Source organism: Saccharopolyspora sp. NFXS83 (assembly GCF_026241095.1).
Lineage (GTDB): Bacteria > Actinomycetota > Actinomycetes > Mycobacteriales > Pseudonocardiaceae > Saccharopolyspora_C.
Genome location: NZ_JAPFGB010000006.1, coordinates 112,515 through 125,650, shown reverse-complemented (window position 1 = coordinate 125,650; position 13,136 = coordinate 112,515). Strand labels below are relative to the sequence as shown.

Here is a 13,136-nt window from a genome sequence, read left to right as displayed (position 1 = left end):
TCGCCGGGCACGCTCGCGGCAGCGATTCCGAATGCGGGGCGCGCTCCCGTCGCGGGACCGCGAGCGCACCGGCTGACCGGCATCGCGAAGGGGTCGTGGAACCGGGGCGATGCGTTCCGTGACCTGTCCGCAACCTCAGCGGAACACGTGGGGGGTGCACTGACGTGCACGAACCTTCTCCGTGGAGGCGGTGCAGCGATGATGTTCTGTGCGAGTTGCCGCGAACCGATCCCGTCCTCTAGCCCGTCCGACGACTTCTGCCGCGAGCAGTGCCAGCTGTCCTGGCACGCGGGTCGGCTCGCTCCAGGCACGAGCGGCACCGCCGCCGCGCCCGCGTCCGGGTTCCACTTGCGAGATCGTCGCCACTCGGCGCCGGGTGCGTAACGCCCCTTCGCGTTTATGCTGGTCAATGCCCTGGTGTCCGCAGTGATCCACGAGGGGAGCCGGCGAGCGAGATGGCGATACGTGTGTTCGTGGTCGACGACCACGAGGTGATCCGGCGGGGCGTGGCGGCCCTGGTGAAATCCGATTCGGAACTAGAACTGATCGGTGAGGCGGCATCGGCGGCCGAGGCGCTGGCGCTGGTGCCGCAGCACCGGCCGGACGTGGCCGTGCTCGACGTACGGCTGCCCGACGGCAACGGCGTCGAGCTGTGCCGGGAACTGCGCTCGCAGCACCCGGAACTGCGGTGCCTGATGCTCACCTCGTTCGACGATCACGAGGCGCTGCTGGACGCGATCCTGGCCGGTGCGGCGGGTTTCGTGCTCAAGGGCGTGGTCAGCGAGGAGCTGCTCAGCGCGCTGCGGACCGTCGGATCCGGCCGGTCGTTGCTGAGCCCGAAGAAGACCGAGGCGATGCTGTCCTGGCTGCGCCGGGAGCAGGAACGCGCGGACCCGCTGCGGGAGCTGACCTCGCGGGAGCGGGAAGTGCTGGAGCTCATCGGGGAGGGCCTGACCAACCGCGAGATCTCCCAGCGGATGTACCTCGCGGAGAAGACGATCAAGAACTACGTCTCGCAGATGTTGGCGAAGCTCGCGATGCGCCACCGCAGCGAGGCGGCGGTGCTCGCGACCGAACTGCGGCTCGACCGCGGCACCCGGGGCAAGGACTGACGCGGTGACCGCTGATCCTGGGCGCGACCGGCTGCTCGCCGGATTACGGGACCTGCGGGACGGCAACTTCCGCCGCAGGCTCGCGGTGGCGGGTCCCGACGCGGAACTGGCGGCGGTGTTCAACGAACTCGCCGACCGCGAGCAGCACCTGATCACCGAGCTGCGGCGGGTCACCGCGGCGGCCGTGCGCGGGGAGTGGCCGCAGCCGCCGGTGAGCTTCGGCGGCGCTGGGGGCTGGCAAGGGGGCGAACAGGCCGTCACCGAGCTCCTGGAGGCGCTGCTGCGCCCCGCGGGCGAGCTCAGCCGGGTGCTGGGAGCGGTCGCGGCGGGCGACTTGACGCAGCGGATGCCGCGCCGCGCCGACGACCGGCTGCCCGGTGGCTTCGGCGACGTGGCCTCGACGGTCAACGACCTGCTCGACCAGCTGTCGCTGTTCGCCTCCGAGGTCAGCCGGGTCGCCGGGGAGATCGGCACCGAGGGCAGGCTGGGCGGGCAGGCGCAGGTGCCCGGCCTGGTGGGCACCTGGTGGGAGCTGGCCGACGCGGTGAACCAGATGGCCGCGAACCTCACCGGCCAGGTCCGCGACATCTCCCAGGCCGCGAAGGCCGTGGCTCGCGGCGACCTGAGCAGGCGCATCACCGTGGAGGTCTCCGGGGAGCTGGTGGAGCTCAAGGACACCTTCAACTCGATGCTGGACCAGCTCTCGGAGTTCGCCGACGAGGTGACCAGGGTGTCCCGCGAGGTCGGCAGCGAGGGCAGGCTCGGCGGGCAGGCGCAGGTGCCGGGCGTGGCGGGCACCTGGCGCGGCCTGACGGACTCGGTGAACCTCATGGCCGACAACCTCACCGCGCAGGTGCGCAACATCTCCCAGGTGGCCACGGCGGTGGCGCGCGGCGACCTGACCCAGAAGATCGACGTGGACGCGCGCGGCGAGGTCCTGGAGCTGAAGAACACGCTGAACACCATGGTCGATCAGCTCTCCGCGTTCGCCGACGAGGTGACCAGGGTGTCCCGCGAGGTCGGCACCGAGGGCAAGCTCGGCGGGCAGGCGCGGGTGTCCGGAGTCGGCGGCACCTGGAAGGACCTCACCGACAACGTCAACATCATGGCCGACAACCTCACCACCCAGGTGCGCAACATCTCCCAGGTGGCCGCCGCGGTGGCGGGCGGCGACCTGTCGAAGAAGATCACCGTGGAGACCAAGGGGGAGGTCGCCGCGCTGGCCGCGACGATCAACGGGATGGTCGAGACGCTGGGCGCGTTCGCCGACCAGGTCACGCTGGTCGCCCGCGAGGTCGGCACCGAGGGCATCCTCGGCGGGCAGGCGCGGGTGCCGGGCGTGGCGGGGACGTGGAAGGACCTCACCGACAACGTGAACCTGATGGCGCGCAACCTGACCAACCAGGTGCGCAACATCGCGCAGGTGACGACGGCGGTGGCGCAGGGCGACCTGTCCAAGAAGATCGACGTGGACGCCCAGGGCGAGATCCTGGAGCTCAAGACGACCATCAACACGATGGTCGATCAGCTCTCCGCGTTCGCGGGCGAGGTGACCAGGGTGTCGCGCGAGGTCGGCACCGAGGGCAAGCTCGGCGGGCAGGCCGAGGTCGCCGACATCTCCGGGACGTGGCGGCGCCTGACCGAGAGCGTGAACCGGCTCGCGGGCAACCTCACCACGCAGGTCCGGGCGATCGCGGGCGTGGCGAACGCGGTGACCAGCGGTGACCTGACCCGGCAGATCACCGTCGAGGCCAGCGGCGAGGTCGCCGAGCTCAAGGACGACATCAACGCGATGATCTCCAACCTCGCGGAGACGACCCGCACCAACGAGGAGCAGGACTGGCTCAAGACGCACCTGACGCGCCTGTCCGGGCTGATGCAGGGCCGCGGGGAGCTGCGCGCGCTCGCCGCGCTGATCATGACCGAGCTGGTGCCGCTGGTCTCCGCGCAGTACGGGGCGTTCTACCTGGCGCAGGGCGACGACGACGGCCCGGTGCTGACCCGCACCGCCGCCTACGGCCTGCCGCGCACCGATCCCCCGGAACGGTTCGAGCTGGGGGAGTCGCTGGTGGGGCAGGCCGCCGCGGACCGCAGCACGATCCTGGTGCGCGAGACCCCGCCGCGGTACTTGCGGATCAGTTCCGGGCTGGGCACCACCACCCCGGTCGGCGTGGTGGTGGTGCCGGTGCTGTTCGAGGACCAGGTGCTGGCCGTGCTGGAACTGGCCTCGGTGCACGAGTTCAGCGCGCTGCACCTGGATCTGCTGCAACGGTTGCAGGAGACGATCGGGGTGGAGGTGAACACGATCGTCTCCAACTCCCGGACCGAGGATCTGCTGGCCGAGTCCCAGCACCTGGCGCGGGAGCTGCGGGCGCGGTCCGAACAGCTGGAGCAGCAGCAGAACGAGTTGCAGCGCTCCAACTCGGAGCTCGCGGAGAAGGCCGAGCAACTGGCCGCGCGCAACCGGGACATCGAGATCAAGAACAGCGAGATCGAACAGGCCCGCCAGCAGCTGGAGGAGCGGGCGAGCGAGCTGTCGCTGGCGTCGGCCTACAAGTCGGAGTTCCTGGCCAACATGTCCCACGAGCTGCGGACGCCGCTGAACAGCTCGCTGCTGCTGGCGAGGCTGCTCGCCGACAACGTCGACGGCAACCTCACCGATCAGCAGGTGGACCTCGCCAGGACCATCCACGCCGCGGGCAGCGACCTGCTGGCCCTGATCAACGATGTGCTGGACCTGTCCAAAGTGGAGGCAGGGCACATGACGGTGCTGCCGGAGGACGTCGATCCGGCCGAGCTGGCCCGGCACCTGGAGTCGCAGTACCGCCCGCTGGCCGCGGACAAGGGGCTCGATTTCGAGGCGGTGGTGGCGGAGTCGGCACCGACGACGCTGTTCACCGATCAGAGCAGGGTGGAGCAGATCCTGCGCAACCTGCTGTCGAACGCGGTGAAGTTCACCGAGCACGGGTCGGTGCGGCTGCGCATCGAGCGCGGCGACCCGTCGGCGGCGGCCGATCCGGCGTTGCGGGCGCAGCCGGAGCTGGTGGAGTTCTCGGTGCAGGACACCGGGATCGGGGTGCCCGCCGGGAAGCTCAACCGCATCTTCGAGGCGTTCCAGCAGGGCGACGGCACGATCGTGCGCGAGTTCGGCGGCACCGGGCTCGGCCTGTCCATCAGTCGCGAGCTGGCCGCGCTGCTCGGCGGCGAACTCACCGTGCGCAGCGAACCCGGCCAGGGCAGCACGTTCACGTTCCACCTGCCCGTTCGGTTCCCCGCGCGGGACGAGCAGCCGGATCCGGGACCGGAGGCGGTCGCCGAGGTGGAATCGCCGCCGGAACCGGCATCGGGGCCCCCGCCGATCAGCGCGGAGGTCAAGTTCGACGTCGCGGCCGAGGGGATCGACCCGCCGATGCCGGATTGGGAGTCCGCGATCGACACCGGGCCGCTCATCGCCCCCGAGGACGGATCCGGTTCGGAGCACGGCACGGCGGGGTTCCCGCGCTTCGACGGGCAGAAGGTGCTCGTGGTCGACGACGATCCGCGCAGCGTCTACGCGCTGACCGCGTTGCTGGAGCAGCACGGGTTGCGCGTGGTGTACGTGGACAACGGGATCGCCGGGCTGGCCGCGCTGCAGGAGCACGACGACGTGTCCGTGGTGCTGATGGACGTGATGATGCCCGAGCTGGACGGGAACTCCACCATCCGCACCATCCGGCGCATCCCGCGCCACCGGGACCTGCCGATCATCGCGGTGACGGCGAAGGCGATGCACGGCGACCGCGAGCGCAGCCTCGCGTCCGGGGCCACCGAGTGCGTGACCAAACCCGTGGACGCCGACCACCTGCTGCGGCTGCTCGCCGGGCAGCTCGGCGTGGACGCCGGTCCGGAACCCGATCCCGCCGCCGGGCAGTGATCACCCGGCGGGCGTCAGTCGAGGTGGGGTTCGGGGGTGGTGGGCAGTTCGTCGAGCTGTTCGCGCAGCCGCTGAGACCAGCGAAGGTCGCGGGCGAAGGTCGCGTCGTAGTGGTCGACGCCGTGCGGCTGCTGCGGCTGGGACGGTCCTGGTGGTGCCATGCGGAATCCTGTGATCGGGGATTCCGGCCCCGCTCGGGGGACTGACGAGGCCGGAATCCCCTAGCTTACGAGCCGCGCGTCCGGTACTCGCAACCGGTGTCGGCGGACTCACAGATCCGCCCGGTTCGCGGGCCGTTCTCGGCCGATGGTGTGACCTCGCGCATGCCGGTTCGGCGGCTTTCCCGGCGGCCGGGATAGTGCAGACTGTATGCAGTGTGGGAACAGGAGGTGAGCACCCATGGGAGGACTGCGGAAGCTGGCGCGAGCGGTCGCGCGGATGCCGCGCGGTCACGCCGCCGACGGGCGCATGCTGGGGTTGATGACGGCCGCGGCCGTCGAATCGGCCGCGCGGCAGGGCGAATCCGCGGAGCAGGAGCGGAGAACTCCGCTGCCACGACAGCGGCAGCGGGTGGACTGACAGGTCTCCGGGCCGCTCAGCGGCCGTCGGCGCGGCGGGCGTGCGCCCGGGGCCGACCGGCTTGGCGGACGTAGTGGGCGGTGAGCGCGGCGGCGAGCTCGTTGTGCGCGGCCAGCCGCAGGAACCAGTGCGGGGCGAGGCGTTCGTGCAACCAGACGAACCCGATGGCGAATCCGGTGCCGATCAGCGCCTGGTACGCCAGGAAGCCCGCGAGCGGCTCGCGCAGGCCGGGCGAGCCGCTCAACACCCACCACGTGATCGTCTCGTGCAGCAACCGGGCCAGCGGGAACGCCACCAGCCAGTACGCCGCGGCCGGCGCGAACATCCCCGGCCGCAGCAGTCCGGAGGCCAGCAGCAGCCCGTGGCCGCCGCCGGACAACGCCAGCGGCAGCACCAGGGCGAGCGTCGTCACCGCCGTCCACCACGGCGGTTGCTGCGCGAGCGAGGCCAGCGGTCCGGCGAAGCCGCCGGCCACCGCACCGATGGCCGCGCCCGGCACCACGATCGGCGCCCGCTCCCGGAGAGGTCGTGGTCGTGTCATGGGCACCTCAACTCACCACCACGCCGAATCGGAGCAGGCTGTAGAACAGCATGCCCAGGTAGAACACCGCGCCGAAGCCGATGATCGCGTTGCTCCACCACTTCGGCCGGATCGGCTTCGGCAGCAGGCGGTTGTTCACCAGCAGCAGCACCACGCAGTACGCGCCCATCGCGAACGTGGACAGGAACGCCAGGACGTCCAGGATCGCGCCCGGGCCGTCGGCGGGACCGAACAGCAGGACGAGGATCCCGAAGATGATCACGCCCCACAGGAAGCCCGCGTACAGGTGCGAGAGCCGCAGCCGCCGCGCTCCCGGCACGAAGTGGTAGGTCATGTCGGCCTGCCCGCGGGAGAACGAGTCGAACAGCCCGAGCGTGGCGTTCAACCCGATCAGCGCGATGAACCCGAGGAACACCGTGCCCATCCAGGAACCGCCGGCCGCGGAGAAGGCGTCCGCCATCGCGCTGATCGCGGCCTCCCGCTCACCGGACTCGATGAGCCCCCGCACCCCCGGGTTCTGCCGGGCCGCGGACTGGGCCAGCACGGTGAACGAGATGGTGACGAGCATCGTCACGCCCCAGAACAGCAGCAGCGCGTCGAAGGTGACCCAGCGGCGCCAGCCCCGCCACTTGTCCAGCTCGGCCGGATCGTCGGTGTCGAACATGAAGCCGCGCGAGGGCATCGTCTCCTCCTCGGCGGCGTGCCGGAGCCCGCGGATGCGGGGGATGTGCGCGCCCATGCCCGCGCCCTTGTCGCGCAGGTGCAGCGTGTACCACATCTGCTGCATCCCGGACGGCCCGGCGAACGCGATGGAGCCGACCACGATGGGGAACCAGGTCGGCGACATCGCCTCGGCCGGGAAGTAGCCGAAGTGCAGCATCCCGGCCAGCGTGCTGCCCAGGTCCGCCAGGTTGCCCGCCATCGCGGCGACCACGCTGGTCCCCACCACGAGCAGTCCGATCAACAGGCTGAGCACGTTCTCCAGCAGCGGGTAGATCACCTTCGCGAGGCTGAACACCACCCCCACGAGCACCAGCCCGACGCAGGCCGACAGCACCCAGGGCACGCCGGTGATCTCCTCCAGCGCCGCCGCTCCCGCGGAGAGGTGCCCCGGCCAGATGTAGACGGCGATCGCGGTGACGAAGAAGAACCACATCAGCGGTTTCGCGATCCGGGCCGCGCCGCTGAAGATGCTCTCGCCGGTGGCCATCGCCCAGCGCGCCATCTCCAGCATCACCACGGCCTGCAAGGTGACGCCGATCAGGAACAGCCAGCGGATCTCCGGGCCGAACACCAGCACCAGCCGCGGCCACATGTAGGACTCGCCCATGCCCACGCCCAGCGCCACCAGGAACACGGTCGGGCCGAGCAGGTGGATCGAGGGCGGCGCGTCGGGCAGCGGCCGGATGGGCATCGCCTCCAGCCGCCCGGCCCGCCACACCCGCGCGCCGGTGCGCGCCCGCCGCTGCGGGCTTGACTCGGGCTCCTGTTCCGCACTTCCGGCGGAGGACTTGTCTGCTTCCACGGCACTGACCTCCTCGTCGTCAGTCCAGCAATCCGGCGGCGCGGGCCCACTGGTACTTGGCGCCCAGCACGGCCACCGGTTTCTCGGTGGTGTAGGGGAAAGCGACGACACCGCGGTCGTAGAGGTACTCGCTCGCCTGCTCGACCTCGGTGTCGCCGGCCAGCGAGGCCACGACCGGTTTGCTGATGCCCTCGGCACGGGCCTCGGCCACGACGCGTGCGGTGAGCTCGGCGAAGACCATCGGCGGGGTGACGATCGTGTGCCAGTACCCGAGGATCAGCGCGTGCACGCGCGGATCCCGCAGGCCCAGCCGGATGGTCTCCTCGTAGGTGCGGGGCGGTTCGCCGCCGGTGATGTCGATGGGGTTGCCCGCCGCGCCGAACGGCGGGATGTGGCGGCGGAACGCCTCGTCCAGATCCGGCGGGACGTCCATCAGCCGCAACCCGTTCGCCACGCAGGCGTCGGACAGCAGCACCCCGGAACCGCCCGCGCCGGTGATGATCACGACGTTCTCGCCCCGAGGCGTGGGCAGCACCGGCAGCCCGCGGGCGTACTCCAGCATGTCGTTGAGGCCGGGGGCGCGCACCACACCGGCTTGGCGCAGCACGTCGTCGTAGACCTGGTCGTCGCCCGCGAGCGCGCCGGTGTGCGAACTCGCCGCCCGCGCACCGAGTTCGGTGCGCCCGGCTTTGAGCACCACCACCGGTTTCGTGCGGGTGATCCGCCGCGCGGCCTCGACGAACGCCCGCCCGTCCTTGAGGTCTTCGAGGTGCATCGCCACGCACCGGGTGTGCTCGTCCTGCTCGAAGAACGCGAGCAGGTCGTCCTCGTCCACATCGGACTTGTTGCCGAGCCCGACGATCGCCGACACACCGGTCCGGGTGGTGCGGCTGAACCCGAGGATGGCCATCCCGATGCCGCCGCTCTGCGAGGTGAGCGCCACTCCGCCGCGCACGTCGTAGGGCGTGCAGAACGTCGCGCACAGGTCGTGCGGCGTGTAGTAGTAGCCGTAGATGTTCGGCCCCAGCAAGCGGATCCCGTGCTTCTCGGCGATGGCCACGACCTCGTCCTGCAGGGCGGTGTTGCCGGTCTCGGCGAACCCGGACGGGATGAGGACGGCCGCCGCGACGCCCTTCGCGCCGCACTCCTCCAACGCGGCGGGCACGAACTTCGCGGGCACCGCGAACACCGCCACGTCCACCTCGCCCGGCACGTCGTCGATGCTGCGGTACGCCCGGTGGCCGAGCACGGTGGCGGCTTTCGGGTTGACGGGCAGGATGCGCCCGCCGTAGCCGCCGTCGGTGAGGTTGCGCAGCACGGAGTTGCCGATCTTCCCGTCCTCGTTGGACGCGCCGATCACCGCGACCGAGGCGGGCCGCATCAGCTTGTTCATCGCCCGCAGGATCTCCTCGCGCGAATGCCGCCGGGGGCGCCGCGCGCCGTCCGGGTCGAGCAGCACCCGCACGTCGGCGGCGATCGCGCCGGAGGGGGCGGCGAACACCGGGTTGAGGTCGACCTCGGAGATCTCGGGGAAGTCGGTGACCAGCTCGGAAAGCCGGTGCAGCACGCCGGCCAGCGCCTCCGTGTCGACGGGTTCGGTCCCGCGTGCTCCGCGCAGCACCGCGGCGGCCTTGATGTCGCCGAGCATGCCGCGGGCCTCGGCCGCGTCGACCGGGGCCATCCGGAACGTGACGTCTTCGAGCACCTCGACCAGAACGCCGCCGAGGCCGAACACGACGAGCTTGCCGAAGGTGGGATCGGTGGTGGCGCCGATGATGACCTCGTGCCCACCGGTGATCATCTGCTGCACCTGCACGCCGGTGAGCGTCGCGGTCGCGTCGTGGCGGCGGGCGCGGTCGAGGATCGTCTCGTAGGCCGCGCGCACGTCCTGGGCGCCCTCGATGCCGGTGAGCACGCAGCCGGCCTCGGTCTTGTGCAGGATCTCCGGCGAGACGATCTTCAGGGCGACCGGTCCGCCGATGTCGGCGGCCAGCAGCACCGCCTGCTCCGCGCTGCGCGCGAGCCCTTCGGCGGCGGCGGGGATGCCGTAGGCGTCGCAGAGGGTGCGGCCCTCCGGTGCGGTCAGCGCCGAGCGCCCTTCGGCGAGCACGGCGTCGAGCACCCGGCGCACCGCTTGCTTGTCGTGGCCCATCAGATCACTCCGTTCGCCTTGAGCTCGGCCAGTTCGGCGACGTCCACGCCCAGCCGATCCCGGTAGATCTGCTCGTTGTGCTCGCCCAGCAGCGGGGAGCGGGTGACGTGGGTGGGCGAGTCGGACAGCTTGATGGGGCACCCGACGGTCCGGTACGGACCGCGCTGCGGGTGCTCGACGGTGACGATCATGCCGTTGTCGGCGAGCGAGGCGTCCTCGATCAGCTCGCGGGTGGACAGGATCGGACCGCACGGCACGCCCTGCTCGGTCAGCCGCGCGAGCACGTCCCACTTGCCGTGGCGCAGCGTCCACTCCTCGATGAGCCGGAACATCTTGTCCAGCTTGGACAGCCGCGCTTCCGGCGTGGCCCAGTCCGGATCGTCGATCAGCTCCGGGCGGCCGATCAAGCGGGCGATCGGCGCCCAGCCGACGGGCTGCACGATCACGTAGACGTAGTCGTTGGCCCCACCCGGGCTGCACCGCAGCGCCGAACCGGGCTGGCCGCCGCCGGAGGCGTTGCCGGAACGCGGCACCTCGGAGCCGAACTCGTCGTTCGGGTACTCCCGCAGCGCCCCGTGCGCGAGCCGCTGCTGGTCGCGCAGCTTCACCCGGCACAGGTTGAGCACGGCGTGCTGCATCGCCACCGACACCCGCTGCCCGCGACCGGTGCGCTCCCGCTGCAGCAGCGCCGCGAGGATGCCTGCGACGGTGTGGATTCCGGTGCCCGAGTCACCGATCTGCGCGCCCGTCGCGGTAGGCGGACCGTCCTCGAAGCCGGTGGTGGCCATCGAGCCGCCCATCGCCTGCGCCACGACCTCGTAGGCCTTGTAGTGGGTGTAGGGGCCGTCGCCGAACCCCTTGATGGAGGCGTAGATCAGCGCTGGGTTCAGCGAGCGCAGCCGGTTCCAGTCGAATCCCATCCGGTCGACCGTGCCCGGCCCGAAGTTCTCCACCAGCACGTCGGCGTCCTGGACCAGTTCGGTGAACAACTCCTTGCCACGGGTGCTCTTCATGTTCAGCGTGATGCTCCGCTTGTTGCCGTTGAGCATCGTGAAGTAGAGGCTGTCGGCGTCCGGCACGTCCCGCAGCTGGGTGCGGGTGATGTCGCCGGCCGGGGCTTCCAGCTTGAGGACTTCCGCGCCCAGCCACGCGAGGATCTGGGTCGCCGACGGTCCGGATTGGACATGGGTCATGTCCAGCACCCGGACGCCTTCCAGTGCGGTGCTCATGATCGTCACTCCTTCGCGCCCGAGAGGGGCGATTCGAAGCCGTCCCGCGAGGGCGGGGAATGTCGCGCGTTGGTGGGAGAATCCGGTCGCCGCGGTGAGCCGGTGATCCCGGCTCACGGCGGCCGGAGGGTCACTTGTACATCGTCTGGTTCATGGTTCCCGGCGCGTACACGTCCGGGTCGATCCACACGTTGATCAGCGAGGGCTTCCCGGATTCCCGAGCGCGCAGGAGGGCCGGTCCGATCTCGGCGGGATCGCGCACTTCCTCGCCGTGGCCGCCGAGCATCCGCGCGAACTCGCTGTAGGGCACGTCGCCGAGCGTGTTGCCCACCCGGTCGCGGTCCGCGCCGTACTTCTGCGCCTGGCCGTAGCGGATCTGGTTCATCGACGAGTTGTTCCCGACGATGCCCACGAACGGCAGGTCGAAGCGCACCATCGTCTCGAAGTCCCAGCCGGTGAGGCTGAACGCGCCGTCGCCGAACAGGCACACCACCTCCTGGTCGGGGCGCGCGTGCTTGGCGGCCATCGCGAACGGCACGCCGACGCCGAGCGTGCCGAGCGGCCCCGGATCCATCCAGTGCCCGGGTGCTTTGGGCTGCACGACCTGGCCGGAGAACGTGACCACGTCACCGCCGTCGCCGATGTAGATGGAGTCCTCGGTGAGGAATTCGTTGATCTCGTGCACCAGCCGGTACGGGTCGATGGGGGAGGCGTCGGACAGCTGCCGGGGCAGGCGCTGGTCGTAGGCCGCCTGCTCGACTTCGCGCAGTTCGCGCAACCACTCCTTGCGGGCGGTGGAGCCGTTCTCCAGCCTTCCGGACGCGGCCTGGGCCGTGGCCCGCAGCACGGCGTCGGCGTCGCCGACGATGCCCAGGTCGACGTCCCGGTTCCGGCCGACCGTGCGGTAGTCCAAGTCGATCTGCACCACGGTGGCCTGCGGGGAGAGCCTGCGCCCGTATCCCATCCGGAAGTCGAACGGGGTGCCGACGATGACGATGAGATCCGCGTTGGCGAACGCGTGCCTGCGCGCCAGCTGGAAGTGCAGCGGATCCTGCGGCGCGAGCGTGCCGCGCCCGGCGCCGTTCATGAACGCGGGCACGTCCAGCGTGCGCACCAGCTCGACCGCCGAGTCCGTCGCCCGGCACGTCCACACCTGATTTCCGAGCAGGATGCACGGTTTCTCGGCGTGCACCAGCAGATCCGCGAGCCGCTCGATCGCCTCCGGGTCACCGGCCGAGCGCGTGGAGGCCCGGTAGCTCGCGGGCACCCTGGCGCGGTCCACGGGGACCTTCGCGTCGAGCACGTCGCGCGGGATTTCCAGGAACGACGGTCCGGGAGCGCCGTGGTGGCACTCGCGGAACGCCATCGAGACCAGGTCGGCGACCCGCTCGGTGTGCGGCACGGTCGCGGCGAACTTCGTGATCGGCGACATCATGTCCACGTGCGGCAGGTCCTGCAGCGAGCCCATCTTGTGCTGCGAGAGCGCGCCCTGGCCGCCGATGAGCAGCAGCGGGCTCTCCGCGCGGAACGCGTTCGCCACGCCGGTGACCGCGTCGGTGGTGCCGGGGCCTGCGGTGACCACGGCGCAACCGGGTCGGCCGGTGACTCGGGCGTAACCGTCGGCGGCGTGCGCGGCGACCTGCTCGTGGCGCACGTCGATGACCGAGATGCCCTCGTCGACGCAGCCGTCGTAGATGTCGATGATGTGCCCGCCGCACAGGGTGAAGATCGTGTCGATTCCTTCGGCGCGCAGCGCCTTCGCGACCAGGTGGCCGCCGGAGATCAGTTCGGTGTCGTTAGCGGAAGGACCGGAATTCGCCATTCGGTGCTCGTCTCCTCACCGCGCGCCCGGCATGACCTGCCGATCGGCGCACCCTCGGTGGAGCTCCATACTGCATACCGTATGAGCTAGGCGTACTCCTCGGTCCGGGAGCTGTCCAGAGGCGCGTCCGGCATTACGCACGGATGGCGGCGCGACGGTTTCCGTCAGTTGAACAAGCCTTTAGAACTCTTTGGTGATTTTCAGGGAGCGCAGGTGAGAAGACCGCGGTGGCTTCCTCGTGGCGGCAGCGATTTCACCCGCGG

9 protein-coding genes are annotated in these 13,136 nt (G+C 70.6%); 3 read left to right on the top strand and 6 right to left on the bottom strand.

Features of this window, described 5'->3' with window-relative positions:
- Positions 1-455 precede the first annotated feature (455 nt).
- Both OOZ19_RS08765 and OOZ19_RS08760 read left to right on the top strand, forming a co-directional pair.
- Positions 456-1,112 (top strand): response regulator, encoded by a 657-nt coding sequence (locus OOZ19_RS08765; protein ID WP_266089535.1) that lies wholly within the window; start codon positions 456-458, stop codon positions 1,110-1,112.
- A 4-nt stretch (positions 1,113-1,116) separates the two neighbouring features.
- Positions 1,117-5,025, top strand: coding sequence for a HAMP domain-containing protein (locus OOZ19_RS08760; RefSeq protein ID WP_266089534.1), 3,909 nt, complete (start codon positions 1,117-1,119; stop codon positions 5,023-5,025).
- Between the two features lie 14 nt (positions 5,026-5,039).
- Here OOZ19_RS08760 and OOZ19_RS08755 read toward each other — a convergent pair whose 3' ends face one another.
- The gene (locus tag OOZ19_RS08755) at positions 5,040-5,186 is read right to left on the bottom strand and encodes a hypothetical protein (RefSeq protein WP_266089533.1); all 147 of its coding nucleotides are present in this window, start codon (positions 5,184-5,186) and stop codon (positions 5,040-5,042) included.
- Positions 5,187-5,424: 238 nt separating this feature from the next.
- Between OOZ19_RS08755 and OOZ19_RS08750 the strand changes: the two genes are divergently transcribed.
- The gene (locus OOZ19_RS08750) at positions 5,425-5,604 is read left to right on the top strand and encodes a hypothetical protein (RefSeq protein ID WP_266089532.1); all 180 of its coding nucleotides are present in this window, start codon (positions 5,425-5,427) and stop codon (positions 5,602-5,604) included.
- 16 nt (positions 5,605-5,620) lie between these two features.
- Here the strand turns inward: OOZ19_RS08750 and OOZ19_RS08745 are convergent, their stop codons facing one another.
- The 5 genes from OOZ19_RS08745 to OOZ19_RS08725 all read right to left on the bottom strand — a co-directional run bounded on the left by OOZ19_RS08745 (position 5,621) and on the right by OOZ19_RS08725 (position 12,873).
- Complete coding sequence (locus OOZ19_RS08745) at positions 5,621-6,145, bottom strand: hypothetical protein (RefSeq protein ID WP_266089531.1); 525 nt, start codon at positions 6,143-6,145, stop codon at positions 5,621-5,623.
- Between the two features lie 7 nt (positions 6,146-6,152).
- Complete coding sequence (locus OOZ19_RS08740; RefSeq protein WP_266089530.1) at positions 6,153-7,670, bottom strand: Nramp family divalent metal transporter; 1,518 nt, start codon at positions 7,668-7,670, stop codon at positions 6,153-6,155.
- Positions 7,671-7,689: 19 nt separating this feature from the next.
- Positions 7,690-9,822: an acetate--CoA ligase family protein gene (locus tag OOZ19_RS08735; protein ID WP_266089528.1), complete on the bottom strand. Its 2,133-nt coding sequence runs from the start codon at positions 9,820-9,822 to the stop codon at positions 7,690-7,692.
- Positions 9,822-11,051, bottom strand: coding sequence for a formyl-CoA transferase (gene frc / locus OOZ19_RS08730; protein WP_266089526.1), 1,230 nt, complete (start codon positions 11,049-11,051; stop codon positions 9,822-9,824). The genes OOZ19_RS08735 and frc overlap by 1 nt, the downstream gene beginning before the upstream one ends.
- A 130-nt stretch (positions 11,052-11,181) precedes the next feature.
- Complete coding sequence (locus OOZ19_RS08725) at positions 11,182-12,873, bottom strand: thiamine pyrophosphate-binding protein (RefSeq protein ID WP_266089525.1); 1,692 nt, start codon at positions 12,871-12,873, stop codon at positions 11,182-11,184.
- Positions 12,874-13,136: the final 263 nt, after the last annotated feature.